The following is a 25,562-nucleotide window of genomic DNA, read 5'->3' as shown; positions in this document are numbered from 1 at the left end:
CGCTGATGGTCAGCGGTCAACCTTTCGGGTGGCGCTGTCGTCCTTGCCAGCGACGGAAGGAGAACCCGCGTGCGCTGGAAGAACAGCTATGAGGGGTTGGATGCCCTCGTTGCCGAGCGGGGCAGCGCGTTGCTCGGCACGGCGGTGCTACTGGCCGGTAGTCGGGCAGCCGGCGAGGATCTGTTACAGGCGGCTCTGGAGCGGCTTGTGCGTCACTGGAGCCGGGTGCGCGGCGACAAGGAAGGGTACCTGCGCCGAACCCTGTACCACCTCGCGGTGGACCAGTGGCGTTCACGGCGGCGCCGGCCGGAGGTTCTGGCGGAGGTGGAACCGCCCGGGCAGCCGGACGGCACCGACGCGGTACACCTGCGGCACGCGCTCGTGCAAGCGCTGGCGACCCTGCCGCCCCGACAGCGCGCGGTGCTGGTGCTGCGCTACTGGGAGCAGCTCAGCGAGGCCGAGGCCGCCGAGGTACTCGGCTGTTCGGTCGGCACCGTCAAGTCCACCGCCTCGCGCGCGCTTGCCCGCCTGCGTGAGCTCACCGCCGCCTGGGCCGCCGAGGACGTCCAGGCATGGAACGGAGCTGGGAAATGACGAACTTCATCGAGGAACAGCTGACCGAGGGAATGCGTGAGCAGGTCGCCGGCATCGCCGTCACCACCGACCTCGTCGGCCGGACGCTGCGTGCCCAGCGGCGCCGCACGATGGTGACGCGGACCACATACGCAGTCGGCGTGATCGGATTGGCCGGCGCGCTGACCGCCGGCGTGCTCACCACCGGGGGCACTGGGCCGGCAGCCACCCGCGAACGGCCACCGGCGGCCGGAGCCGAGCCAGCCCAGGTGCGGCTGGCCGCCGCGATCTCCGCCAGCCGGGGCATCAGCTACCGGGTGAAGAACACGATCATCCCACGGAGCCAACCGGGCCGCCCGTCGATGGTCGTCACAGGGGTGTTCGACCCGGCCACGGCGACCGGCTACGTACGCTTCGCGGCCGGCGATGAGGCCCCCTGGTGGGAGGAGCGGCTTGTCGACGGCGACCTGTACACCGCCGACCTCGGACACCCCAGGCCCGCTCCCACACCCAATCATTTCAAACCCGCCCCCAGCCCGGACCAGCTGGTGGACTGGAGTCGTGTCCCGGGCAAGAAGTACACCAGCTTGCCCTACGATCCCAAGGGCGGCGTGCTCGCCGTGTCCGCCGACCCGGAGCAACTGCTCGACGCCCTCGCCCAGTCCGGCGCCAAGATCAGTCAGACCGGCCCGGACAAGTACCACTTCGAAGTAACCATCCCGCCGCGCACGGGCCTCATCGACGGCAAGGTGGTCGGCGATGTGACGGTGGGATCCGATCATCGGGTAGCGAAGGTGGTCTACGAGGCCACGCTGCGTTCCGCTACCGAAACCGGTGTGGTCGACGAGACGCTGGAGCTGTCCGACTACGGCAGCCCGGTGACCGTGGAACGCCCCGGGGTCACCACCGAGGAGCTTCCGGGCAAGCCGTCGAAGTAAGCCGCAGCTTGCCCGGGCCGGTCGCCCCGCATTGTCGCCGGACGTTGGCGGATGCACCAGTGCTTCCGCCAACGTCCGGCGCGGCGTGCCGGGCGAAGAGGCTAGGTCGCGGGACTGCCGAGGGTGTCGATGGAGCGCAGGGCCTCCACGACGCTGGCGATGTGCTCGCGCATCGCGTCCTCGGCCGCCTTCGGGTCGCGGCCGCGGATCGCGGCGATCACGGCCTCGTGCTGGGGCAGCGACACCTGCGGGCGGCCCGGCAGCAGCGAGAGCATGAACTGGTGGCGGACCAGCTGCCCGCGCAGGGTCTCGATGATGCCGTCGGCGGTGCGGTGGCCCGCGATGGTGCGGATCAGGGCGTGCAGCCGCTGGTTGAGGTCGCTGTAGCGGCGGTACTCCCCCGCCGTCACCGCCCGCCGCATGAGCAGGCCGATCTCGTCGAGCTCGGTGGCCTGGTCGGCGTCGACGCGCTCGGCGGCGCGGGCGGCGACGAGACCCTCGATCACCATGCGTACCTCGGTGATCTCGATCGCCTCGTCGATGGACACCTTGCGCACCTGGGCGCCGCGGTTGCGCTGGATCTCGACCAGGCCCTCGGCCGCGAGGTCCTGCAGGGCGACGCGCACGTTGAAGCGGCTCGCGCCGAGGCGGTCGCTGAGCTGGGCCTCGACCAGGCGCTCGCCCGGCAGGTACCGCCCGGCGAGGATCGCCTCGCGCAGCGCATCGCGGGCGGCGGCGGAGCCGGCCCGGTCTCGTTCGTCTCGCGGCGGCACGCCATGGACCTTAGCGCGCACCGTCACGCCGCGGCGGCGCGCAGCAGGAACCCGCCGCCGTCGCGCCGGCCGATGCTCAGCGAGCAGCCGGCGGCGTCGAGGCGCTCCCGCAGGCCGCCCAGGCCGTGGCCGCCGGAGCCGGCGTCGTCCGCGGCGAGCTGCTCCGGGACCCCCTGGGGGCCGCGGCCGTCGTCGCCGATCTCCACCGCGTTGCGGTCGAGGCGGATCCAGCAGTGCTTGGCCTCGCTGTGCCGCACGACGTTTGTGACGCCCTCGCGGACCACCCACGCGAACAGCTCCTGCCGCTCCGGGTCGACCGCCTCCCCGGTGACCGGCACGTCGGCCTCGATGCCGGCCGCGTCCAGGGCGCTGCGGGCCGAGGCGAGCTCGGTGGCCAGGGACATCTCGCGGTATCCGGCGACGGCCGCCCGCACGTCGGCGAGCGCCTGGCGCACGAGCCGCTGGATGTCGGCCAGCTCGGCCTCGGCGCGCTCGGGCGCGAGCTGCACCAGGCGCCCCGCGAGCTCGCTCTTGACCGACACGACGGTGAGCGAGTGGCCGAGCAGGTCGTGCATGTCGCGCGCGAAGCGGTTGCGCTCGGCCGCGATCGCGAGCCGGGTGATCTCCTCGCGGGCCTCGGCGAGCTGGGCGTTGCGCTGCACCACGCGGGTCACGCCCCACACGGCCAGGGCCGCGACCATGACCGAGAAGAGCAGGTCGTAGGTGCCGTCCCAGCCGGGCACGACCCGCGGCAGGACGCCGGCGACCATGGCGCAGGCGAAGACCACGCTCCATCCGGCGCGGCCGGGGAACGTGAAGATGCCCATGACGCCGATGTACACCAGCGTCGTGAGCCCGGACTCGCCGACGATCGCGGTCAGGGTCGCGGCGAAGACGACCATCGCCCCGAGGCGCGCCACGTACTGGGCGCGGGACGGGGGCTTGCCGGTGGACCGGTAGTGCCGGCGGATGGCCATGAACCCGGTGAGGTACACGGCGCAGAACCCGACGGCGGCCGCCAGGCTGACGATCCGCTCCCAGGGCTCGGGCTGCCGCCAGCCCTCCTGGATCGGGCCGATCATGTAGAACAGCCAGACCGCCGCCCACAGCCAGAAGAACCTGGGTGCGGAGCGGCGGGCGGGCCGGGCGTTCGGCATGTCGAACACGGTAGCGAAACCTACGCGCGGGCGGTGTCCACGCGGAACCGGCGGAGAGCGATGATCCCCAGCGCCACCGTCCAGCCAACCAGGACCACGACCGCCTGGCCGTCGACGTGGCCGCCGTCGAGCGGGCTGCGGGCGACCTGCCCGGTCCAGTACGACGGGGTCAGCTTGGCGATGACCTGCAGGAAGTGCGGCATCAGGGTTACGGGGACCCACAGGCCACCGAAGGCGGCGAGGGTCAGGTTCAGCAGCGCCGAGATCTGCTGCACGCTGTCGGGCTTCGCGAGGTACCCCACGACGACCCCCAGCGCCGCGAACGGCAGCGACGAGATCCACGCGCCGACGAAGCACAGCACCCACTCCGCCGCGGTGAGCCGCACGTGCAGGGCGCTCGCGCCGATCGCGAACGTCACGATCACCGGCGGGATGGCGACGAGCAGGGACAGGAGCACCTTGTTGAGCACGTAGGCGGCCGGCGAGAGCGGGGTGAGCCGCAGCGTGCGGTTCCAGCCGAGGCCGCGCTCCACGGCGATGGTGCCGCCGCTGAACATGGCCGCGGTCATGGCGCCGAACAGGGCCATGCTCACCATCACGTACTTCTTGGCGTCGGGGTCCCCGCCGACCGACACGCCGCCGATGATGAGCACCAGCAGGGCCGGCATCAGGGTGGAGAAGATCACGGCGCGCTTGTTGCGGATCAGGCGGACCGCCTCGAGGCGGAGGTACGTGGCGTTCACTTGGCGCTCCCGGCGACGGTAAGGGCGATGAAGGCGTCTTCGAGGTTGCGGCTGGTGACCTCGATGTCGTGCGCGGCGGTGGCGTTGAGCAGGGCCCGCAGGGCGGCGTCGGAGTCGTCGCAGTGCAGCAGCACCGACTCGCCGCGGGTCTCGACCCGCTCGACGCCGGGCAGGCCGGCCAGGCCCGCGAGGTCGGCGCCGGGGACCGTGGCGCGGATGGTGCGCCCGGACACGGCCGCCTTGATCTGGGCGGAGGTACCGTCGGCGACGATCCGTCCGGAGCGCAGCAGCACGATCCGGTCGGCGTAGTCGTCGGCCTCCTCGAGGTAGTGGGTGGCGAACAGCACCGTGCGGCCCTGCGCGGTCTCCTCGCGCATCGAGGCCCAGAAGGCGCGGCGGGTCTCCACGTCCATGCCCGTCGTCGGCTCGTCGAGCACCAGCAGGTCGGGGTTGCTCACCAGCGCCATCGCGAAGCGGATGCGCTGCTGCTGGCCGCCGGAGAGGCCGCCGACGCGCTGCTTGGCGAACTCGGCGACGCCGGCCCGCTCGAGCACCTCGCCGACGTCGCGCGGGTTGCGCTGCAGGGCGGCGGCCAGGCGTACCGTCTCCCCGGCCGTCAGATCCGGCAGCAGGCCGCCGGACTGCATGAGCGCGCCGACCGCGCCGCGGGCGATGGCCTTCGCCGGGGGCTCGCCGTAGAGGCGGACCGCGCCGGCGTCCGGCCGCAGCAGCCCGAGCAGCATGTCGATCGTGGTGGACTTGCCCGCGCCGTTCGGGCCGAGCAGCGCGACCACCTCGCCGCGGCGGATCGTGAGGTCCAGCCCGTCGACGGCGGTGACCGGCCCGAACCGCTTGCTCAGGCCGGCCAGCTGGACTGCTTCGTTCGTCATGCCCTCAGCATGGCCGGGGATCGATCGCGATGCGGCTGCATCGCGTCACCCGCAACCCCATGACGGATGTCATGACTCCCGGTTGCGCCGGCGGTACCGGAAGAACAGCACGGCGGCCAGGCCGACCACTACCACCACGGCGAGCACGACCCAGGGCGTCGCGGAGCTGTCGGCCTCGTCGTTGGCGGCGTCGGCCCCGGTGGTGGCCGGCGCGGCGTTGGTCGTGGCGACCGGCTGCGCAGAGGTGGGCGCGACCGACGGGGCGGCCGGGGTCGCGGCGGGCGCGAGTTTCAGTACCGGCGCCGGGTTGTCGGTGCCGGCGGCGTCGATCCAGCGGTCGACCTTGCCGTCGGTGTAGTTGACGAGGGTCTTGAACGCCAGCTCGGTGGCGTCGGCCGGGAGCTTGGCGACCTTCACCGCGTACTCGGCGTCCTTCTTGGTCGCCAGCGCCGGGCCGGCGACGGTGTACCCGTCCGCGTCGGCCGTCAGCGCCCAGCCCGTCGGGCCCGAGACCCAGCTGACGTCGGCGGGCGCGATGCCGGCCGGGAGCGCGACCTTGACCGAGGCGATGCCGGCCTTGGAGTTCTCGGCCTCGGCGCTGAACGTGATTGTCACGTCGGTCGCGCCGGCCTGCGCCTTGTCGGCCTTGACTTCCACGTGGGCGGACGCCGGCGCGGCGGTGAGCGCGAGGACCGCCGCGCTCGCCACCAGCACTACGGACACGGACCCCAGAACTCGGCGAATCTGCACGCGACCGATCCTCCCATCCTCCACGACGGCACTGACGCGGGTAGTCGGCGCGCGGCCCCGGAAAGTTCCTAGGCCGGGGTCAGAAAATGCCCGTCGGCCCGGATCAGCTCGCCGGTCACGTTGCCGTTCGCGGCCGAGCACAGGAAGACGATCACGGCGGCGATCTCCTCCGCGGTGCTGACCCGGCGGGTGGCGGCCGCCTCCGCGGCGCTGTGCAGCACCTCGGGCGGCAGCTGCCGTTCGCCGGGTACGAAGCCGGCCATGACCACGTTGGTGAGCACGCCGTCGGGGGCGAGCTCGCGGGACATGGTGCGGGCCAGGCCGTGCAGGCCCGCCTTCGGGGTCGTGTACGGGGCGCTGCCGGGCCGGCCGTCGACCGCGAGCCCGGTGGAGACGTGCACGATCCGGCCCCAGCCGCGCTGCCGCATGCCGCCGGCGACGGCGCGCGCCAGCAGGTACGGGCCGAGCAGGTTGGCCTCGACCGACTCGCGCATGCGCCGCGCGGGGACGGTCTCGAACCGCTCGCCGGGCTCCGGGTACGGCGGCCACGCGACCGCGTTGTTCACCAGCACGTCGACGCCGCCGAACTCGCGCTCGACGGTCGCGACCGCCTCCGTCACGGCATTCTCGTCGGCCTGGTCGACCCGCACGGGGACGGCGTGCCCACCGGCCCGCTCGGCGTCGGCGGCGACGGCCTTGGCGCCGGCCTCGTCGCGGTGGTACCCGACGGCGACGCGCGCCCCTTCCCGGCCGAACGCGATCGCGGTCGCGCGGCCGATCCGCCCGGAGGCCCCGGTCACGAACACCCGGCGGCCCTGCAGTCCCAGATCCATGAGTTTCCTCCCTGGCATCGCGGCATATCCCCCGTCGGGCGAAAAGTCCGAAAAGTCGCGGCGCGGAGCGCCCGACTTTTCGATCAGCCCGCGGGACAAAGAACTTAGTCGGCTAAAGAATTACTTAGTCGGCTAAGTTAAGTCAAGTGCTCTATCGTTCCGGCATGGGCAGGGCCGTCGACCGGGAGTACTGCGACGCGCTCCAGCGCGCGTCCAAGGGCATGAAGACGGCCTCGGCCGAGGCGCTGCGCGAGCTCGGGGTGCACATCGGGCAGAACTTCCTGCTCGACCAGCTCTGGCGCGAGGACGGCCTCACCACCGGCGACCTGGCCCGCCGCCTCGACGTCGAGGTGCCCACGATCACGCGGATGACCCAGCGCATGGAGGCGGCCGGGCTGGTCGCGCGCGCCCGGGACGAGACCGACCGGCGGGTCGTGCGCATCGTGCTCACGCCGCTCGGGGAGTCGCTGCGCGGGCGGGTGCCCGAGGCCCTCGACGCGATCGGGGCCCGGGCGCTGCGCGGGTTCAGCGACGAGGAGTCCCGGCAGCTGATCGGGCTGCTGGACCGCGTCAGCGAGAACCTGCGCGCGTGATCCCCGAGATCGTGCGGCGCAAGGCCGTGCTGGCCGGGGCGCACGACTGGCTCGCCGGCCTGCCGGGGCTCGTCGCCGAGCTCGAGCGCGACTGGGGGCTGCGCGCCGGGAAGGTGTTCGACGGCGCGACCGAGGCCCTCGTGGTGGCGGCGCGTCTCGACGACGGTACCGATGCCGTGCTCAAACTGCTGGTCCCGCGGGCCGGCGAGCACGCGCGGCACGAGGCCACGGTGCTGCGGCTGGCCGGCGGGGACGGGTGCGCCCGGCTGCTGCGCGCCGACGAGGGGCGCGGGGCCCTGCTGCTGGAGCGGCTGGGGCCGGCGTTGTCGGATCTGGCGGTACCGCTGCCGCAGCGTCTGGAAATCCTGACCGACGCGGCCGCGCGGGTGTGGCGCCCGGCCCCCGGCTCGGGGCTGCCCACCGGGCGGTGGAAGGCCGGCTGGCTCGCCGACTTCATCGCCGCCACCTGGGAGCGCACCGGCCGGCCGTGCCCGGAGCGGACCGTCGAGCACGCCCTCGCCTGCTGCGAACGGCGCGCCGCCGCCCACGACGACGAACGGGCCGTACTCGTACACGGCGACGTGCACCAGTGGAACGCCCTGCGCGCGCCCGGCGGCCGCTTCAAGCTCGTCGACCCGGACGGGCTGAGCGCGGACGCGGAGTACGACCTCGGAATCCTCATGCGCGAGGACCCGGAGGAGCTCCTGGCCGCCGCCGACCCCCGCGCCCGCTCCCGGTGCCTCGCCGCGCGCACCGGCCGCGACGAGCGGGCGATCTGGGAGTGGGGCAACGCCGAGCGCGTCTCGACGGGGCTGCTGCTGGCCGAGCTCGGCGTGGAGCCGGTCGGGTCGCAGATGCTGGCGGCCGCGAACCGCATCGCCGCCGACTTCGCCTGACCCCGTCGTACACCCCGTCCGACCTGGGGTGCGACGAGTCCCCGTTCGATGAACCCACTGCGTACGGCGCGTCGCACACGCTGTGCGGGGCCGAGCGGTCGGATTACCCCTTTCGATGGATGCCGCGCCGTTCCGGCTCCGCCCGGTGATCGACGGCCGCACGATTAGGGGGCCATCGCCCCTTATCGTTCGGAGCTCGACGTCGATGCCCGCGAACCGGATGCAGCGGCACGCAGCGCAGCGCGCGCTCCGCTGGCAAGCCGCCCACCACCTCGATGCCGGACCCGGCGACCGCGCCGACGCGCCGGCGCTGCTCGGCCCCGGCGGGGAGCGCGCCGACCCGGCCGCCCTGCTCGACCGCCGCGGCGAGCGCCTCTGGCTGCTCACCGCGCCCGGCCCGGCCGGGCCCCGCCCGCTGCCCTGGCTGCTGCGCGCGGCCTGGGGCCGGGCCGCCGCCGACCCGGCCGCCGCCCAGCGCCCCGTGTACGTCGACCTCGCCAGGATCGCCGCCGACGGGCCGGTCACCGCCGACGTCGTCCTCGCCACGATCACCGCGGCCGAAGCGACCGAGGCGACCGCGCACGGGTACCTGGTGCTGCTCGACGGCCTCGACGACGCCGGCGGTGCGGTCCGCGCCGCGGTCGCCGGGCTGATCGGCCCCCTGGCGCGCACGGCCCCCACCTCGACCGTGGTCACCCTCTCGCATGCCGAGCCCGTCCCCGGTTTCCACATTCCGGCGGTGGTACTTCCCGTGGCCGGTGAATCCGCAGCCGGCGGGAGGGGTGGCTGGGACACCCTCGCCGATCGCCTGCGCAGCCGGCGGCCCTGGCCCGCCGGCCTGATGAGCGAGGCCGTCGGCGCCGCGACGTCGGCCGGCGAGGAGCAGCGCTGGCGGATCATCGACGACCTCGCCGCGCTGAGCGACCGCCGGCTGCTGTTCCGCGCCGCCGTGGCCGCCGGCGCGGGCGACGACGACGGCGTGCGCCGCGCCGCGCGCATCGAGGTGGAGGCGCTGGCCGGTACCGCACCCGCGGCCCGCGACGCCCGCTGGCTCTCCCGGCTGCTGTGCCTCCTGCCGCTGCTGGACGCCGGCGACCCCGGCGACACCTCCGGCGAGGCGGCGCCGTCCGGGGCGGAGGTGCTGCACCGGATGGCGGCCACCGGTGGCCCCGGGTCCGCCGCGCTGACCCTGCTGGCCCGGCGCGACCCGGCCGCGGCCGTCGCCGCCGCCGAGGCCTCCGGCGACGCCCACGACTTCGAGGCCGTGGCCCGCGCGGCCGACGAGCCGCCCGTCCTGCGCATGCTGCTCGGCCGCGGGGAGACGTACCCGGGCTGGGCGACGGCCCTGGTCCACCGCGCCCAGCTCGACCGCGGCGTGGCCACGGCCCTCCTCGCGGGCCGCGACCACGACACGACGACCTTCGCCGCGGGCCGCTGGCAGATGTTCCGCACGACGCGGGGCACCGCGTACGGCCGGCTCCTCGACGACGTGCTGACCCGCCCCTGGACCTGGCCGTCGCACACCGCCCCGCTGCTGACCACGCTGGCCCAGGTACACCCGCCGGCCACGCCCGCCCCGATCGCGTTCTCGGCCCTGCCCGGCGCCGGGGCCGCCGCGATCGCCGCCGCGCTGCTGGTGCTCACCGCCGGCCGCCTGCGCGGCGACCACGTGACCCCCGCGCTGGCGACGGCCGCGGTGCTCACCGGCCTGGCCGCGGCCGCCCTGCTCCTGGCCCACCGCCTGCGCCGCTGGCACACGACCCTGCCCGGCGCCGGCGAGACCCCGGCCCCGGTCCGCCGCGAGCACGTCCTGGCGGGCGTGCTGAACCTCGCGGGCCGCCGCCTGACCCCGCTGCCGCCGGGAACGTCCGCACTGGACGAACCGCTGCGCCGGGCCTGCCTCCGGGCGGGCGTACCGGAGGCGGAGATCTCGCACCTGCTGCGCGCCCGGGCGGCCCGCCACGCCCTGCTGGCCGACGACAGGACCCCGGCGGTACCGGAGCAGGCGGGCGAGCGCGACGAGCAGCGGGAGCGGCAGAACTAGCGCTACCCGCTGAGCCCGGCCACGATCGGCCACACCTCGGCCACGCCGACCCCCTTGGCCGAGCACGCCCGGCCCGCCAGCGGCACGAACACGGCCGCCGTCTCGTCGGGCGGATACACCCGGAACCCGGCCACCGCTGCGAGCTGGCACTCCTCCCCGTACATCTCCGGCTTCCCGTACCGCACCTGCGCATGAGCCACCGCACCCGGCGCGAGCACCACCCGCGCCGGCGCCACCCCCGTCCGCCGCGCCGGGTCGTTGACCTGCGACCCGGATGCCCCCGTCACCCAGGACACTCCCGGATAGCCGTACAACGAGCACGTCCGGCCGGACACGTTGGTGAACACCAGCCACACGTACTCGCTCCCCTGCGCGCCACCGCCCGGCGCGGTCTGCACCGCCACCTTCAGCTCGTTCGTGTGGCACCGGACGGACTGGGACGACGTGGCCGTCGCGGGTGTGTCCTGCGTCCCGGCCGGTTCGGGCTCTTGCGACGCGAACGGCGACACGGGCGGCGACACAGACGGCGACGGCGGCACGGACGGCGACGGCGACGCACCCGGCGGGAGCACCGGCCCCGGGCCGGTGGCGATGCGGTAGGCGATGCCGGTCGCGCCGGTGAGCACCGCCGCCACCGCGGCGGCGACGGCAGTCACCCGGGCCGCGCGCCGGCGGCGGACCGTGCGGGCGATCCGCTCGTACGCGCCGGGGACGGGCCCCAGCGCCTCGACCCGGTGCCGGTCCAGCCAGCCCTCGAACTGCTCGTCGGGGTCAGTCATCGGTGCCATCCAGTTCCGCTCGGATCCGCGCCCTGGCGTGGAACAGATCCGACTTCACCGTGCCCTCCGGACGCCCGACGATCGCCGAGACCTCCCGGACCGAGAAGCCGGCCAGGTAGTGCAGCAGCAGCGCCGTACGCTGGTGCTCCGGCAGCGGCTGGAGCATCGCGCGCAGGTCGGCGCCCCGCTCGGGCCGCCCGTCCGGGACGTCGCGCTGTTCGGCCGCGGCCAGGTGCAGCCCGCGACGCTCCCGCAGCGAGCGCCGCCAGTGGTCGCGCAGCAGGTTCACGGCGACCTTGTACAGGTACGCGTGCGGGTCGTGCGAGTCGGACCACCGCGACAGCAGCCGCACGAACGCCTCGGCGGCGATGTCGTGCGCGGTCTCGTCGTCGTCGACCTGGCGGCGCACCCACCCGGCGAGGCGCGCGTAGTTGGCCGCGAAGAAGTCGCGCCGAACGTCTTCGCGCATCGCCGCCCGGCCCGCCTCTCGCCGCACCCCCGTCACGAACCTACGACGCCACGACCCCCTTCCCGGTTGAGCGAATCTTTCAGCACCTCGTCGACGACGCGCTTCGCTCCCGGATCGCCGTAGCCGATCAGCGCCTTCCACAGCGCCCACCCGCGCCCGCGGCGCCAGGTCGACGCGTCGACGCCGACCGCCACACCGGCACGTGCTGCGCGAGCATCGGCGGCCACCGGTGCTCCTTGTCGACGGCGAGCGCGTACTCGTGGGCGGTGGGCAGCCGTACCGACATGCGGTCACCGAGGTGAAAGGTCTGGTTGTCCCAGCCGTTGACCGCGACGGGGCGGACGGGCAGGTGGGCCCAGCGCGGGAACTGCTCGGCGATGAGCCGGCGCACGACGCCCGGGCCGACCGGGCGGCGATCGGGCACCGGGACGGTGTCTGGTTCCGGGGTCACGCTGACAACGTCACAAGGAACAGCCCCGGCGGCAACCCCATATCGGTACCGCTCGGAGTGGCCGCCGTGCGGCTCTGAAATATCGACGATGCCGCCGTGCCCACGACCGGCATCTACGGGCTGCCGCCGTTGGTCGCCGGCGTATGAGGACGTCGGTCGCCTCGGTTGACCGACGCCGGCCAGGCGGTGTCGTCGATGGCCAGCCACGGGGCCGCGGCGACCGCCGACGGGGTCAGGCCCGCGAAGGCGCGTACCTCGCGGTGCAGGTGGGACTGGTCGACGTAGCCGCTCTCGGCCGCCACCTCGGCCGCCGGACGGCCCGCGGCCAGCAGGTGGGCCGCGTGGTCGAAGCGCACCAGGCGCGCCGCGCGCTTCGGGGAGATGCCCAGCTGGCCGCGGAAGCGCGACCACAGGCGCTTGCGGCTCCAGCCCACCTCCTCGGCCAGGCCCTCGACGCTCACCCGGCCCCGGCCCGCGTGGGTGCGGCGCCAGGTGTGGGCGACCTCCGGGTCGACCGGGGGCGCGTCCAGGCGGCGGGCCAGGAAGCTGGTGGCGATCGCGAAGCGCTCGTCCCAGCCGGAGGCCGCGCGCAGGCGGTCCTCGAGGCGGGTCGCGTCGCGGCCCCAGAGCTCGTCCAGCGACACGAGTACCCCGGTCAGGTCCGGCCCGCCGAAGGCCGCGGCGGACGCGACCGGGTCGAGGCGGATCTGCAGGCAGTCCACGACCCGGCCGGTCGCGCGCAGGTCGCCGGGGAGCAGGCCGGCCACGACGCTGCCGCAGCGGCGGCTGGTGCCCGCGCCGCACACCAGGCCGTCGTCGTCGGCGGCCAGGTTGAGCAGGACGGTGACCGACGGGTGGGCGACCATCGCGATGTCCCACGTCGCCGGGCGGCGCTGCCGGAAGCCGGCCATCGCCACGCCCGGCCGCCGGAGGGCGGGGTGCGGAACCGCGATGGCCACCGTGGACCAGTCGGGCGGCACGTACACGAGTCTAGGCCGTGCAGGCCAGCAGGTGCTCGCCCGTGAGCTCGGGCGCCTCCAGCATCGGGACGTGGCCGACGCCCGGCAGCAGCTCGATCCGGGCGCCGGGCACGGCCTCGTAGCGCCGGGCCGACGCCGGGTCCCAGCGCGGGTCCGCGGCGCCGAAGAGGACCCGCACCGGCTTGCCCAGCCCGGCCAGGCGCGCGGGGACGTCCCGCTCCTGAAGGTACGCCCGGTTGTTCGACAGCACCGCCCGGAACGCGCGGTAGCGGGTGGCCCGCACGTCGGCGACGGCCTCGTCGGGGATGGCGGCCGGGCGCGCCATCGTGGCGGCGATGCCGCGGCGCAGCATGGCGTCGGTGCGCACCGGCCAGAGCAGCGGGCCGAACGGCGGGGCGAGCAGCAGCCGCAGGATCAGCGGCTCGGGTCGCAGCGCGTCCAGGGCCGGGCCGGTGCTGACGAGGGTCAGCGACCGCACGAGGTCGGGGCGGCGCTCGGCGAGGGCGGTGGCGGCGTACCCGCCGCTGGAGTGCCCGGCCACGGCCACGTCGCGCAGGCCGAGGTCGTCGAGGACCGCGGCGACCCGGTCGGCCTGCGCGGGCACGTCGAACGACGGCGCGGGCCCGGACCGGCCGCAGCCGGGCAGGTCGACGCGCACCACGTGGTGGCGCGCGGCCAGGGCCGGGACCACCGGGGCCCAGGTGGACCCCGACGCCCCCGACCCGTGGATCAGCAGCAGCGGCGGCGCCGAGCGCGGACCGTCCTGGACCACATGCATCATGCCGCCGAGGATGACCGCCCGGCGCCGCGACGGTCTTGGACAAATGTCAGCGCGCGCTCGTGAACCGGAGATTCGGCTACGGCGCCTCTTCCGCGCCGTTGTCGGATAGCGGAACCGAGAGCATGCCCGGGATCCGCCGGTCATAGCGTTCGATCTCCAGCTCGGCCTTTCGCACCTCCAGCGCGGTCTGCCGGTTCTGCTCCTCAGCCAGCTTCGCCCTCGCCTCCTCCAACTTGATCTTCTCCCTGGCCATCGCCAATTTGAACTTGTGGCGGCGGGACTGGAGATGCTGGACGAACCCGGCGGTACTGCCGCCAAAGAGAAACAAGAATATGACGATGTACCAGAACACGTCGTCGAAGTTCACAGCGTCTCCATAGGCCGGGCGACTTTCCTGAGCGAGTCGACGGAACCACGGTGCGGCAGGGCCACCATACGGGCATGCGTCAAGTTCGATGGCCCGGGTGGCGCCGAGTCATCGCCGCGCCATGGCGCTCGGCAGGGGGCGTCGGTCAGGAGGCTGGGGGTGGCTGGGTGACCAGATGGTCGAAGGCGATTGGGGCCGTGGTCTCGCCCCGGCCGGTGGTGCGTTCGGTGCCGAGCCAGACCCAGACCCGGCCGTCGCGCCAGCGGGTGCGGTTGTATGCGACGGTCAGGCGGGTGCCGGTCTGCGGGACCTCCTCCTCGTTGATGAAGTACCGGTGTCCCGCGTCCAGGCCCTCCCGCAGCAGGGCGGTGCGCGGGCGGACCGGCCGGCCGTCGATGTCGCTCGGCATTGCCGCTCGCTGTAGCCGTACCGCGCGGTTGTCCTCGCCGACATGGACCGGGATGAACGGGATCCAGTGTTCCGGAACCGACGTGATCGCGCGGTACGCAATCGGGGCGCGCGGGTCGTCGGCCGGTGGCTCCGGGAACAGTCGGCGGCGGTGGGCGGTGATCTCGGCGGCTACCTCGACGCCGCGGCGGCTGTCGCCGGTTGGCAGGCGGACGGTCTGCTCGACGCCCCAGACCATGTTGGCCAGTTCGTCGCGGGCCAGCAGGACCTGTTCCAGCGGTGGGCCCTCGGCAACCTTCGGCACGCTCGGCGGCAGGAACAGGGCCGTGTCCGCCGGTACCGGATCGTTGCCGATGGTGTCCAGCGTGAACATGGTCCACCGCAGCCGGTCCTCGTCGTCGCCGGCGCCGGCGGGGGTGATCCACAGGCGCTGGCCGAAGACGTCGGTGATTGTCAGGCCGCGGATCGTGGCCACGGTGCCGGTCGGCAGGTCGCACGGGACGTGGAACCAGTCGTTGCTGTAGACGAGCGCGAACTCCAGGAAGATGAGGCGGGCCAGGTCGGTGCTGTCCGGGCGGACGGCGGCGAAGTTGGTATGGCCGTCCTCGATGGCCCACCAGCGCGGCAGTGGCATGCCGGAGTAGCGGACCGGCGCCGGGAAGACGGTGCGGTTGATGGGCGGTGGTGCTGCGGGGGTACTGCCGAGCGGGCCGGACAGGTCGATGGAGAACGCATGCCAGTCGAGCCGGCCGCCGGGGTACTCCTGGGCGGTCAGGGTGCGCTGGCCCGCTGCGACGGAGAAGCGGTGCTCCAGCCGGACGGCGTCCCAGGCGGCTTCGGCGCCGGGCTGGTCGATGAGGGCGTCGAACCAGGCCACGAGCCGGGCGCCGAGGGCGTCGAGCTGGTCGCGCACGAGAAACAGCACCGGGATGCCGTCCCACGCGTGCCCGCCGCCGGTGATCTGACGGTACAACGCATAGCCGTCCATCCGGCGACCGGCGACGGCCTGTAGCGTCGACCAGACCTCGGGATGGGCGACTCGCGGGGTGTCCACATCGGACTGCGGGTCGGGCAGTGCGATCGGGTACCGGTCGACGTAGGCCTTGCGCAGGCCGCGCAGCAGCGGCTGCTGGCTCAGCAGCTTGAGCCAGCGGCGGCCGATGGCCAGGCGCAGGTCGTAGGCGATGGCTTCGGTGCCGCGGGTGAACGGCACGGCGCGTCGCTCGGCCATCGCCTCCAGCGGGCGGTCGGCCGGTAGCGGGCCGGGGGTGCCGCCGCCGGGGCGGAAGCGGGTCGGCGGGGTGGCCGCTACGGAGTAGGTGGCGGTGACCGGGGAGCCGGCGTCGGCGCCGCGGAACTCGCCGAGCTGCCACTGCCGGGTCAGCAGCCACAGCGGGTCGTGCACCTCGGCGCGCAATGCGCGGGTGAAGTCGGTGGCGCGCGGGCGGCCCTCGACGCGGTTCCAGACGCCGACGGTGGGGCGTTCGCGCCGGGCCAGCGCGCCGGCGAGGTCGTCGATGGGGGTCGGCTCAGTCATCGGCCCTCCTCAGGTTGTTCAGGGCCAGGTCGGTGCCGATCGTCACCGGCTGGCGGGTGGCCGAGATGAGCGTCGCCGGCAGCAGGTGCGCGTAGGCGGTGTTGTCGAGGTGGTGCGGCTCCACGGCGCGCAGCTGGGCCAGGTCGAACGTGTCGGTGATGGCGGCGATCAGGTCGTCGGGGTTCCACGTGCCGGTCTTCACCGGCGGGACGACGAGCAGCATCGCCTGCGGCGGTTCGGAGTCGGGGCGGTCGAAGTGCACGGCGATCGAGGTGGTCTCCTCGGCGGCCGGGATGACGTCGGTCCACTCGTCCAGCAGTAGGCCGCAGCGCGCCGGGTTGCCGACAAGTGGCGGCTCGGCCGCATAATGGGCGGTGAACAGCACCTTGTCCTCGGTGATCGCGGTGCCGGGGGCGAACTCCATGCCGAGCCAGTGGTCGTCGGTCCGGAACGGCAGCTGGATCGGCAGCAGCTCGGGCTCCTGACCGCCCAGGATGTCGCCGAGCAGGCCGCCGGTGTCGCGCAGGGCGTCGCTGAGCAGCACGGCCCGCTCCCACAGGCGCGGCTTGTCGCGGACCCGGGCGATGCCGTGCAGCCAGTCGTCGACCGGATAGTCGCGGTTGAAGCTCTGGGTGAGGTGCCGCAGCAGCTTGGAGCTGTCGCCGCGGGCCTTGCGCCAGTCGCTGTCGAGCTGGGCCGGCGGGGTGAACTCCGGGACCACGAGGACGTCGGGACCGATCATCTCGGTGAGCGCGGTCCTCGCGGCTTGCACCCGGTCCGGGCCGGTGAGGGCCTTGTCGTAGTCGGCCAGCGCCGCGTCGCCGGCGGCGAGGCGGCGCAGGACCTCGACCCGCAGCGCCGTGGCGCGGGTGAGGAGCCCCCCGCAGTACAGGACGACCCGTTGGTACACCGGGTCGAGGGAGAGCCCGGTGGCGTCGAAGTCGCTCAGCGGGAGCAGGGCGGAGACGTCGGCGAGCAGCCCGCTGAGGGTCTTGCGACCGGTCCTGGCCACGGCCTGCAGGGCCTGCAGGCGGTTGTTGAACGCGGCCCGCCGGGCGAGCACGGTCGAGCGGAGCTGGGCCGGTTGGGCCGGGCGTGGCGTCGTTGGCTTGGTGGTGAGCAGCCGCTCGGCCTGCTGCAGCAGGCGGAACCGGTCGTCGGCCGGTGCGTTGGCGGGCAGTTGGTTGTAGGCGGCCAGGAGCGCGTCGGCGGAGGCGAGGGATCGGCCCAGCCGGGCCGCGGTCGCCGCGACCTCGGCCAGCACGTCACGGAACACGTCCCGCCGCCACGCGGACGCCTCGCCCCAGCCGCTGCGCAGCATGCCGAACCCGCCGGCCGTGGTGGCCATCTGGGCGTGCCGGGTCAGGAACCCGTCGACGCCGGCCACCAGTTGCGCCGTCTTCGGCGCGGCCGGCGGCGCCGGCAGCAGCGGCGTCAGGTCGTTGATCAGGCCGGTCGCCGTGTCGCGGAGCTGGGCCAGAGCGGTGCGCACCGCGGCCGGCCGGTTCCGCGGCACGCCGATCGCGGTGTCCAGTGTCCGGTCGGCCGGGTCGGCTCCGGCCGCCGGGACCAGGTCGGTCGGGCGCAGCGGCCGGGCCGTTGTCAGCAGCGTGCGGGCCGCGGCGACGAGCGGGGACAGCTCGAAGAACGTCACCTTGCCGGCGACGCGCTGGGTGTGCCGGATGGTCAGCTCGGTGTCGGGGCGGGGCTGGTCCTGCTGGGCCACGACACCGAGGATCCGGTCGTCGAGGTCGGTCATCGCCGCCTCGTCGGCCGGGCGCAGCGCCCAGAGCAGGTCGATGGGCTGCAGGTCGGCGTCGGCTTGGGTGACGACCCGGCTGCGGCCCTGCCCGGAGACCGGATCGGTCCAGGTGACCAGCGCGGCCACCTGCTGCGCGGCCGGCAGCAGCTGCGGCAGCCAGTCGTTGACGGCCGGTTCGGCCCGGGCTCGCGGGCCGTCGCCGCGGATCGGTCCCGCGCCCAGGTTCGGGTCGAGACCAGCGCGGAACACCACGCCCATCCGGTGGGTGAGGGTGACGCCGGACTGCGGGGTCTGCACGACCGACGGCTCCGGCGGGAAGCCCTCCTTGGCGTAGGCGTCGAAGGTGGCGGCGGCCCGCTCCGGGTTGCCGGTGAGCGCCTGGTAGGTGCCTTCGGCGACGGCCAGGTCGGCGAGCGCGTCGTGGATGTCCAGCAGCCGCTGCACCTCGGCGTCCATCGCCTGCCGCTCCTGCTCGGTGGCCGGGGGCAGGCCCTCGGCGCCGTACGGGTAAGACGGTTGCGCCGGTGGCCGGGTGGCCCGCCGGACCAGTTCGAGGCCGTCGATGACGTTGCGCGCCTCGACCAGGTCGACGTCGTCCGCGTCGGCACCCGAGAGCCGGCCGGCCCGCAGCGGGAATGCTCCGCGCAGCGCGGGCAGGAACTTGTCGAGCTCGACGTCCTGGTACCGGTCGTGCAGGGCGCGTTCGAGCCGCTGGCCGAGCAGCGCGCCGAGGGACTGGCCCTGCCGCAGGCCGTCGAGCAGGCCCAGGGCCACCCGGACCCGCTCCGAGCTGAGGTTGATCGCGAACGCGCCGGGGCTGTCGGGGGTGGCGTTGGCGAGGTACCCGGCGCGCAGGACGGCGGCGGTGGCCGCGTGCGCGGGCGACGGCGCGTGGACGTAGCCGCCGTTGGTCGGGTCGTGCGGCAAGGTGCTGGCGCCGAAGACCGTGGCCAGGTCGCCGGTGAGGGGCACCTGGGTCAGCGCCCGGGTGCGGGGCCGCACCTCCTCCAGCCAGCCGTAGGCGCCGAGGTGCACGCCGGATCGGGCCGGGGCGCCGGCGACCGGGAAGCGCAGCTCGGCGAGGCGCTCGTTGGCCAGGCCCAGCAGCCACGCATCCAGCCGGTACGTGGCGCAGTCCAGGTGCTCGGCCAGCAGCCGCTCCAGCCGGGCGGTGGGCAGGTCGGCCAGCAGGCCCAGGGCCTGTACCTGCTCGGCCAGCGCCGCCGTGGCCGGGGACCGGCCCAGCAGGCCGGGGATGGCGTCTACGACGAGCTGGGTCGGGCTGCCGGTGACCGCTGGGTCGGGCGAGTACAACCGGCGGAACCGGCTCTCGCTGGGCGGTGCGGGGTCGGCGAGTCTGATGTGGACGAACAGCGGGTCGGGGGACGGTACCGGCTGGCCGGTGGCCGCGGCGGCCAGTGCCCGGGCCGTCTCGTCCCAGCCGAGCAGGACCGCGTGCCGCAGCAGCAGGTACAGCAGCGCGCCCGGTGGCCGGCCGGAAAGGCCGCGCTCCAGGCGGATCGTGTTGAGGTCGGTGCCGGCGTGCTCGGCCAGCCAGCGCAGGTAGCCGCCGCGGACCGGCTCGGTCTCCGACGGCGGCCGGTCGTCGACCAGCGGGCCGAGCAGCGGGTACTGCGCGTCGGTGAACAGCCGGCGGACCAGGTCGGGCTCGGGCCGCAGCGGCGGTTGCACGGGATAGCCGAGCCGGGCCAGCAGGGCCAGGATCGGCTGCGGCTGGTTGAGCCCGGCCAGCGCCGGCAGCACCTGCGGGCCGCCGCTGCCGAGGTTCTCGCGGTTGAAGATGTCCTCGACGCTCTGGGCGTAGCGCTGGTGGTACTCCGCCGACGTCGGGTGCAGCGCCAGGATGTCCAGCAGCAGCTGGTGTGGATCGCCGCCGGCGCCGAGCCGGGCGACCCGCGCGGTAGCTGCGCGCCAGTCCTGCGCGGCGGCTGTGAGCACCTGGTGCAGCCCGCGCCGGTGCGTGGCCGCCGCCGGCCAGGCCAGCCGCGAGAACGCCGTGGTGGGCAGGATCCCGTACGGCTGGCGGCCGATGCGTACCGCCGGGACCGGTCCGCGCCCGGAGACGTGCCGGACGAAGAAGGCGCGGGTCTGCGCGACCGTCTCCGCCGACAGTGCCGGGTGCAGCGCGGTGCGCAGGTAGGCGCCCCAGGTGGCCGGCCACAGCGCCACGTTCGCGGCGCGCGCGTCGCGCTCGTCGGTGCGGTCGGCGTTGGGCACGCCGCCGAGGGTGGCCGGGTCGATGCCGAGCGCCTCGGCGAAGCACTGCCCGTCGGTGCGGGCGGTCCAGTCGCCCGGCGCGGCCGCCGCGATCGTGCCCAGCGCGGTTCGCCGCCCGGACTCGGCGTCCTCGCGCGGGTCGGGTCCGGCCGGGGTCTCCTCGGTGTTGTTGGTCGGCGTGCCCTGCGGCAGCAGCGCGAACCCGGCCGGGCTGCGCGACTGGCGGGTGAACAGGCCGGCCAGGTCGGTCGCCGACTGCGCCGGTGTCGCCTGCTCCCGCAGGCCGAACACGACCAGCCGGTCCAGCCCGCCGCGGATCGCAGGGGTGAGCGGCACCCGGAAGCCCATGCCGACGGCGACCGCCCGGGTGAAGTCGGTCAGCCAGCGCATCGCATCTGGTACCTGCAGCACGCCGGTCTGCTCGTTCACCTTCGGCTTGTCCGCGGCGGCGGCGGCCGGGTCGGGGCTGACCAGCAGGCTGGCCGGCACCGGCTGGCCGGTCACCGCGACGACCTGCTGGCCGCCGACATAGCCCAGCAGCCGGAACCGGTCCGGCAGCAGCGTCGCCCGCGCCGCCTGGGTCCACGACCGGGCGGCGAGACCGGTCGGCGGCGCCAGCACCAGGAACCCGAGCACCACCGGCGCGGCCGGCTCGGGCGCGGGGCCGCTGCCGTTGGCCGCGTCGAACCCGGCCGGGCGGCGGCCGCGGATCGTGTCGGCGCGGGTGGCGCCGACCTCGGCGATGAGCGCGGCGTGCGCCGCGGCCGACTTCACCGGGTCGCCGTGGGCCCGCCACAGCGCGGTCCAGTAGGTGGTGGCCGGCGCCTTGTCGGCCGCCGGGTAGGCCTGCGGGGTCACGATGACGAGCACCGTCGTGCCGGCCGCTGGCCGGGGCCGCTCGGCCGGGTTGGCCGGCACCCGGCTGCTCAGCAGCCAGGTCGCCCGACCGACCGGGACCCGCGCGACGAGTTCCTGCCACGCGGCCTGCTCGACGAGGGTGTCGCCGCCGCTGCGCCACAACGCGACCCAGTACGCGTCCAGCGCCCCGATCTCGGCCTGGGTCGGCTGGGGTTCGAACTTGTCGATCGACCATTCGTCCGGGAACACCCGCACCAGCAGCTCGGTGTCGGTGAAGCGGGTCTCCAGCCGCACCGGGCCGAGCAGGACCGGGAAGTCGTCGCTGAGTGCCATCAGGGCAACATCTCCTGTGCGTGCACGGCCATCAGCACCGGCGCCTGGAAAAGCACGTAGGCGATGTCCGCTGAGCTGAGTCCCGCGTGCCACAGCGGCAGGGACAGGTCCTCGACGTGCTGGTCGCGCTTCTCCTGGTCGCCGGCCGGGTCGTCGAACTCGAGCAGCGGCACAGCCGTGGTTGCACCGTCGAGCCGGATGAAACCGGTGCGGCCGGGGTCCACATCGGACCAGGACAGGTCGTTCCACACCTCGACCCGGGTCGCGTCGCCGGCGTCCAGGCCGAAGCGCGGGTCGCCGGGGCGCTCCTTGATGATGAAGAACCAGCCGGCGCTGCCCTGCGGCACCTTGCCCTTGGCCTCGTCGGCGGTGAGGTCGAAGCCGAGCAGGTGGATGTCGGGCTCGACCTCGGCCTGGTAGATCGGCAGCCGGATTTCGTCGAGGGTCGGGGCGGCGGGGTCGGCCAGGGTCACCGGCAGGCGCTCCTGCGCCGGGTCCGGCCGGCCGTCGGCGAGCTGCCAGCGGGCGCGGTGCGCGTAGATGGCCGCGTTCGGGTACTTCTTCAGCAGTTCCCCGCGGATCAGCAGGACCAGTTCGTTCTCCTGGGTCCCGGTGTCGCGGTGGTCGTGGGCGCCGAGTTTCGAACTGGCCGGCCAGGTGTGGATCGGGGGGATGTCGTAGAGCCGCTCGCGCCGCTCGTCCACGGTCTCGCCGGGCAGGGCCGGCATCGTGCGCACGTCCCAGAACTGCCGGAACGGTGTGCCCCGCTGGTCGGTCGGGTACTCCCGCCAGAGCAGTTCGCGGGCCATCTCGTGGTTCAGGCCGACGAGGTACGCCTCGATGAATTCCTGGTCGGTCTCCAGCAACGAGATGCTGTTGGGCGGCACGAGATTCAGATTTGGTACGAACAGGTCGGTGCCCTGCGCCAGCAGTTCACGGTACGTCGGCAGGTCGAACACGGGGTACGCCATCGCCTCGATGAAGCGCTCGGCGAACGGCGCCAGCCGCGGCGGGATCGACACCTCGGTGAGCAGCCTCCGCGGGACGGTGTCGTCGGAGTGCAGCCCGGCCAGCATCGTGTCGGTCACGGCGGTCACCCCGAGCGGGGCCCGCGGTGGTGCGGCGCCGCCGGCCGCCGCGGCGTCCCAGCCGCCGTGCAGGTCGCGCAGCGCGTCCTTGAACCGCGCCGCCTCCGGGCTGTCCACGGCGCCGGGCGAGGGTACGAACGTATCGCCGGGCAGGGTGAGCACGAAGTCGGGGCTGCTCGCCAGCCCGCCGACAGGGTCGTCGGCCGCCGCGGCGGCCAGGCTCGGCCCCGCGGGCGGCGGGTGCAGTGCGGCGCTGAGCCGGTCCGGGGTGACGATGGCGGGCGGCACGGTCTTCGGGGGTGCCGCGGTCACCCCGCCGTCGGCGCCGTCCATCCTGGACAGCAGGGCGTCCGGTGGCCGCTGTGCGGTGAACGGCAGCGTGCGGATCAGCCGCGATCCGGGACGGGTGAGCCGGCGCATGGCCGGCGACACCGGCGCGGCGGCGACCCGGCTCGCGGCGACCCGGAAGCCGACTGCGACCCGCTCGATTCCGCTCCCGGCCCCGAATCCGCCGTCGGCGAAGACCTCGGGCGCCAGTACCAGCGGCGCCGGCTCGACGACGCGGGCGTTGGCGGGCGCGGTCAGCGCGAGCACCCGCCCGGACGGGGTCGCCGCGGCGGCGCTGGTGGCGGCCGCCCGTAGGGTCGTCGCCGAAGGCGCCAGGTGCTTGGCCTGCAGCACGGTGCCGACCTCGCGGGCCAGCTGCCCGGCCCGGATGCGGGCGTTGGCCGCGAGGACGTCGCCGATCTGCGCCCAGGAGGCGGCCATGAACTCCTCCTGGCGCTGCCGTACCACGTCGGCCCCGAGGTTGGCGGCGACCCGGAAGCGCGGATCGAGGTTGAGCCGGTGCACCCAGTTGCGGTTCGGCGTCACCGGCGCGCCGTCGCGGTCGGTGAGCAGCCGGGTGGTGAGTGCGGGCCAGCGCCCGTACAGCGGTGGCGTGATCACCGGGTCGTCGCCCGTCGCGGCCGGCGGGGCGGCGGCCGGGGCGGCGAGCCGGGCATGTGCCGCGGCCGGGCTCTCGGTGACGTAGTCGTCGGCGAGGTTGATCAGATCGGCCAGGGCCCGCTGGAACGGGTGCGGGTACGGCTCGTCCCACGTGTCGAACGCGTCGGGTTCCCGGTCCGGCTGGCGCAGCGCTCCCCCGAGCTTCAGCACACCGCCGAGCGCGGCCGGCGTGGTGATGCCGGGCAGGCCGGCCCCGGGTGAGCGGTGCACGTCGAGGTCGCGGCGGCCGACGGCCGGGTCGAGCGGGCGCGGTCGCAGCAGCCGGACCAGGTACTCGAAGTCGCCGGCCGGGCCGGTGCTGAAGAACCAGCGGTAGTAGTACGGCAGCTGGCCGGGCACCGGCGCGTTCGGGTACGGCGTGCCCCAGGCCGGATGCAGGGCGCCGGGCGCGCCGCTCGGGTCGAGGCCGAGGCCGGCCAGCCGCCCGGTCTCGAACGCCGGGACGAGGAACGCGTGGTACGACGTGTCGGGATCGAGGTGGCGCGGGCAGACGAGCCGGGAGCAGGCGTCGTCGGCGTGCTCACGCAGCAGCTGCTGCAGCGCGGGCAGCACGCGGCCCATGTCGTCGGCGGCGACCGGGGCGTCCAGCGAGCCGTTGACGTGCACATGCGCCCAGGCGCCGAGCTGACCGGCCGGTGGAAGCGTCGTGGCCGGGTCGAGCACGGTGATGAACGGCAGCGGCCGGTCCGGCTGCGCCCCCTCGCTGAACTCGGCACCCGTCGGGCTGCCGGTCATGTCGGCCGGGCCGGCCAGCACCACCAGGGCCAGCCAGGGCGCGACGCGGCTGGTCGTGGGGTCCGGCGGCGCCGGGCTGTACCGCCAGGGCAGGTCCTCCTCGGAGAACTCGATGTGCGCCAGGTAGTTGGGTTCGGCGTTGGTGATCCAGGGCCGGGGCTCGGCGCGGGAGACGGCGCGGGCGTCCAGCCCGATCACGTCGCCGGGGCCGTAGATCTGCACCGTGCGGCGCACGTCCTGGAAGAGTGGCTGCGGCGGGCCGCCCGGCACCCGGTCGCCGGTCACCCGCAGTGTGACCGGCACGCTGGCCCGGTCGGCGGTGCCCGGGTCGGCGGTGATCCGCGTGGCGAGGCCGGTGCGCAGCCAGGGCAGGAAGGTGTAGGCGTCGGCCGTCACGGCGTGCTCCCGGTCACGTCGAACACCTCGGCGGCGGCGGTCAGCTCGTCGTGCGCCGGGTCGGCGGCGGCCGCGCCGGAGCGCGTCACCCCGCCGCCGACCAGCACGGTGGTCGCCGACAGCGGGACCGCGGCGAACGCCCAGCGACCGACGGCGAGCCCGCCGGCCGGGACCCAGGCCGCGGTGGCGGTGTCGAAGAGGACCGCACTCTGGTATCCGGCGTCGTGCCGCTCGTCGTCGGTGCCGCCGACCACCAGGACCTTGCCGGTGCCGACCGCGACCGCGCGGTGCAGGCAGCGACCGCCCGGCAGGTCGGCGACCGCGCTCCAGCCGCCGGTGTCCTGCCGGTACAGCTCGGCGGTGGACAGGCTGGACGGGTCGAACATGCCGTCGCCCAGCGCGCCGGGGGCGCCGCCGCCGGTGACGAGCACGTCGCGGCCGCCGTTGAGGACGGTGGCGCGGTGCCGGCCGCGCGGGACGAGCAGGTCGCCGGTCGGCGTCCAGGCCAAGGTGGCGGGGTCGAACAGCTCGCAGAAGGCGAGCGCGGCGTCGAGGTCGCGGGCCAGCGGCGCGGTACCGCCGGCCACCAGCACCCGGCCGTTCTGCAGGACGACCGCCGGGTGGCCGCTGCGCGCGTCGGTCATCGGTCCGACCTCGGTCCACTCCCCGGTGGCCGGGTCGTACAGCTCGGCCGAGCGCAGCGCCCGGACCGACTGCCCGGAGCGGGTGGTCGTGCCGCCGGCGACCAGGACCTTGTCGCCGACGAGGGCGGCGCTGTGCCCCCACCGGGCGGTGTGCAGGGCGCCGGTTGCGGTCCAGGTGCCGGTGGCCGGGTCGTACAGCTCGGCGGTGGCCAGGCCCGGGGCCGGGAAGGCCGCCGCGCCGCCGATCCCGCCGGTCACCAGGACCTTGCCGGTGCCGAGCAGGGTGACGGTGTGCAGCCGGCGGCCGGTGCCGAGGCTGCCGGTGGCGGCCCAGGTCTTCGCGGCCGGATCGTAGAGGGCGGCCCGGGCGAGCGCGCCCGCCGCCGCGTCGGCGCCGCCCGCGACGAGCACCTTGCCGGTGCCGAGCACGACCGGGCCGTCGTGCTGCCCGGCCCAGGTGACCGGCGCGGGCAGCGCGCCGGTGCCCGTCCAGTGCCCGGTGGCGGCCATTGTGGAACTGCTCATGGCGTCAGACCCT

Annotated in this window: 21 protein-coding genes; 5 read left to right on the top strand and 16 right to left on the bottom strand. The window is 74.7% G+C overall.

Annotated features, from left to right (window positions below):
- Positions 1 to 69 precede the first annotated feature (69 nt).
- Complete coding sequence (locus AB0B76_RS10215; protein WP_360372514.1) at positions 70 to 594, top strand: SigE family RNA polymerase sigma factor; 525 nt, start codon at positions 70 to 72, stop codon at positions 592 to 594.
- Positions 591 to 1,511 carry a hypothetical protein gene (locus AB0B76_RS10210; RefSeq protein WP_360372511.1) on the top strand — a complete coding sequence of 307 codons (921 nt, stop codon included), beginning with the start codon at positions 591 to 593 and terminating at the stop codon, positions 1,509 to 1,511. Before AB0B76_RS10215 ends, AB0B76_RS10210 begins: the two co-directional genes overlap by 4 nt.
- A 101-nt stretch (positions 1,512 to 1,612) precedes the next feature.
- Here AB0B76_RS10210 and AB0B76_RS10205 read toward each other — a convergent pair whose 3' ends face one another.
- From AB0B76_RS10205 to AB0B76_RS10180, 6 genes are all read right to left on the bottom strand, one after another.
- Positions 1,613 to 2,284, bottom strand: a complete 672-nt coding sequence (locus tag AB0B76_RS10205; protein ID WP_360372508.1) for a GntR family transcriptional regulator — start codon at positions 2,282 to 2,284, stop codon at positions 1,613 to 1,615.
- Between the two features lie 23 nt (positions 2,285 to 2,307).
- Positions 2,308 to 3,441, bottom strand: coding sequence for a histidine kinase (locus AB0B76_RS10200; RefSeq protein ID WP_360372505.1), 1,134 nt, complete (start codon positions 3,439 to 3,441; stop codon positions 2,308 to 2,310).
- Between the two features lie 20 nt (positions 3,442 to 3,461).
- Complete coding sequence (locus AB0B76_RS10195) at positions 3,462 to 4,184, bottom strand: ABC transporter permease (RefSeq protein ID WP_360372502.1); 723 nt, start codon at positions 4,182 to 4,184, stop codon at positions 3,462 to 3,464.
- Positions 4,181 to 5,074, bottom strand: coding sequence for an ABC transporter ATP-binding protein (locus AB0B76_RS10190; RefSeq protein WP_360372499.1), 894 nt, complete (start codon positions 5,072 to 5,074; stop codon positions 4,181 to 4,183). Before AB0B76_RS10190 ends, AB0B76_RS10195 begins: the two co-directional genes overlap by 4 nt.
- 69 nt (positions 5,075 to 5,143) lie before the next feature.
- On the bottom strand, positions 5,144 to 5,797 hold the full coding sequence (locus AB0B76_RS10185; RefSeq protein WP_360372496.1) for a DUF1775 domain-containing protein: 654 nt from the start codon (positions 5,795 to 5,797) through the stop codon (positions 5,144 to 5,146).
- A gap of 95 nt (positions 5,798 to 5,892) precedes the next feature.
- On the bottom strand, positions 5,893 to 6,657 hold the full coding sequence (locus AB0B76_RS10180; RefSeq protein WP_360372493.1) for an SDR family oxidoreductase: 765 nt from the start codon (positions 6,655 to 6,657) through the stop codon (positions 5,893 to 5,895).
- Positions 6,658 to 6,821: 164 nt separating this feature from the next.
- On the opposite strand from AB0B76_RS10180, the gene AB0B76_RS10175 reads away from it, so the two are divergent.
- The 3 genes from AB0B76_RS10175 to AB0B76_RS10165 all read left to right on the top strand — a co-directional run bounded on the left by AB0B76_RS10175 (position 6,822) and on the right by AB0B76_RS10165 (position 10,190).
- On the top strand, positions 6,822 to 7,250 hold the full coding sequence (locus AB0B76_RS10175; protein ID WP_360372490.1) for a MarR family transcriptional regulator: 429 nt from the start codon (positions 6,822 to 6,824) through the stop codon (positions 7,248 to 7,250).
- Complete coding sequence (locus AB0B76_RS10170; protein ID WP_360372487.1) at positions 7,247 to 8,146, top strand: aminoglycoside phosphotransferase family protein; 900 nt, start codon at positions 7,247 to 7,249, stop codon at positions 8,144 to 8,146. The genes AB0B76_RS10175 and AB0B76_RS10170 overlap by 4 nt, the downstream gene beginning before the upstream one ends.
- Before the next feature lie 205 nt (positions 8,147 to 8,351).
- Positions 8,352 to 10,190, top strand: a complete 1,839-nt coding sequence (locus AB0B76_RS10165) for a hypothetical protein (protein WP_360372484.1) — start codon at positions 8,352 to 8,354, stop codon at positions 10,188 to 10,190.
- A 2-nt stretch (positions 10,191 to 10,192) separates the two neighbouring features.
- Here AB0B76_RS10165 and AB0B76_RS10160 read toward each other — a convergent pair whose 3' ends face one another.
- The 10 genes from AB0B76_RS10160 to AB0B76_RS10115 form a co-directional block, all read right to left on the bottom strand.
- Positions 10,193 to 10,969 carry a DUF4232 domain-containing protein gene (locus tag AB0B76_RS10160; protein WP_360372481.1) on the bottom strand — a complete coding sequence of 259 codons (777 nt, stop codon included), beginning with the start codon at positions 10,967 to 10,969 and terminating at the stop codon, positions 10,193 to 10,195.
- Positions 10,962 to 11,438, bottom strand: coding sequence for an RNA polymerase sigma factor (locus AB0B76_RS10155; RefSeq protein ID WP_360372477.1), 477 nt, complete (start codon positions 11,436 to 11,438; stop codon positions 10,962 to 10,964). The genes AB0B76_RS10160 and AB0B76_RS10155 overlap by 8 nt, the downstream gene beginning before the upstream one ends.
- A gap of 127 nt (positions 11,439 to 11,565) precedes the next feature.
- Positions 11,566 to 11,889: a phosphotransferase gene (locus AB0B76_RS10150; protein ID WP_360372474.1), complete on the bottom strand. Its 324-nt coding sequence runs from the start codon at positions 11,887 to 11,889 to the stop codon at positions 11,566 to 11,568.
- A gap of 113 nt (positions 11,890 to 12,002) precedes the next feature.
- Positions 12,003 to 12,869, bottom strand: coding sequence for a helix-turn-helix domain-containing protein (locus tag AB0B76_RS10145; RefSeq protein ID WP_360372471.1), 867 nt, complete (start codon positions 12,867 to 12,869; stop codon positions 12,003 to 12,005).
- A gap of 10 nt (positions 12,870 to 12,879) precedes the next feature.
- Positions 12,880 to 13,650, bottom strand: a complete 771-nt coding sequence (locus AB0B76_RS10140) for an alpha/beta fold hydrolase (protein WP_360372468.1) — start codon at positions 13,648 to 13,650, stop codon at positions 12,880 to 12,882.
- A 76-nt stretch (positions 13,651 to 13,726) separates the two neighbouring features.
- Complete coding sequence (locus AB0B76_RS10135) at positions 13,727 to 14,017, bottom strand: hypothetical protein (protein ID WP_360372465.1); 291 nt, start codon at positions 14,015 to 14,017, stop codon at positions 13,727 to 13,729.
- 145 nt (positions 14,018 to 14,162) lie between these two features.
- The gene (locus tag AB0B76_RS10130) at positions 14,163 to 15,962 is read right to left on the bottom strand and encodes a hypothetical protein (protein WP_360372462.1); all 1,800 of its coding nucleotides are present in this window, start codon (positions 15,960 to 15,962) and stop codon (positions 14,163 to 14,165) included.
- Positions 15,955 to 21,153 carry a hypothetical protein gene (locus AB0B76_RS10125; protein ID WP_360372459.1) on the bottom strand — a complete coding sequence of 1,733 codons (5,199 nt, stop codon included), beginning with the start codon at positions 21,151 to 21,153 and terminating at the stop codon, positions 15,955 to 15,957. The genes AB0B76_RS10130 and AB0B76_RS10125 overlap by 8 nt, the downstream gene beginning before the upstream one ends.
- Complete coding sequence (locus AB0B76_RS10120; protein WP_360372456.1) at positions 21,153 to 24,380, bottom strand: hypothetical protein; 3,228 nt, start codon at positions 24,378 to 24,380, stop codon at positions 21,153 to 21,155. The genes AB0B76_RS10125 and AB0B76_RS10120 overlap by 1 nt, the downstream gene beginning before the upstream one ends.
- Positions 24,377 to 25,549 carry a kelch repeat-containing protein gene (locus tag AB0B76_RS10115; RefSeq protein WP_360372453.1) on the bottom strand — a complete coding sequence of 391 codons (1,173 nt, stop codon included), beginning with the start codon at positions 25,547 to 25,549 and terminating at the stop codon, positions 24,377 to 24,379. Before AB0B76_RS10115 ends, AB0B76_RS10120 begins: the two co-directional genes overlap by 4 nt.
- Positions 25,550 to 25,562 lie beyond the last annotated feature (13 nt).

The organism is Dactylosporangium sp. NPDC049140, from assembly GCF_040648435.1.
Note: the sequence above shows the minus strand (reverse complement) of the source record. Positions and strands in the feature narration are given on the sequence as shown.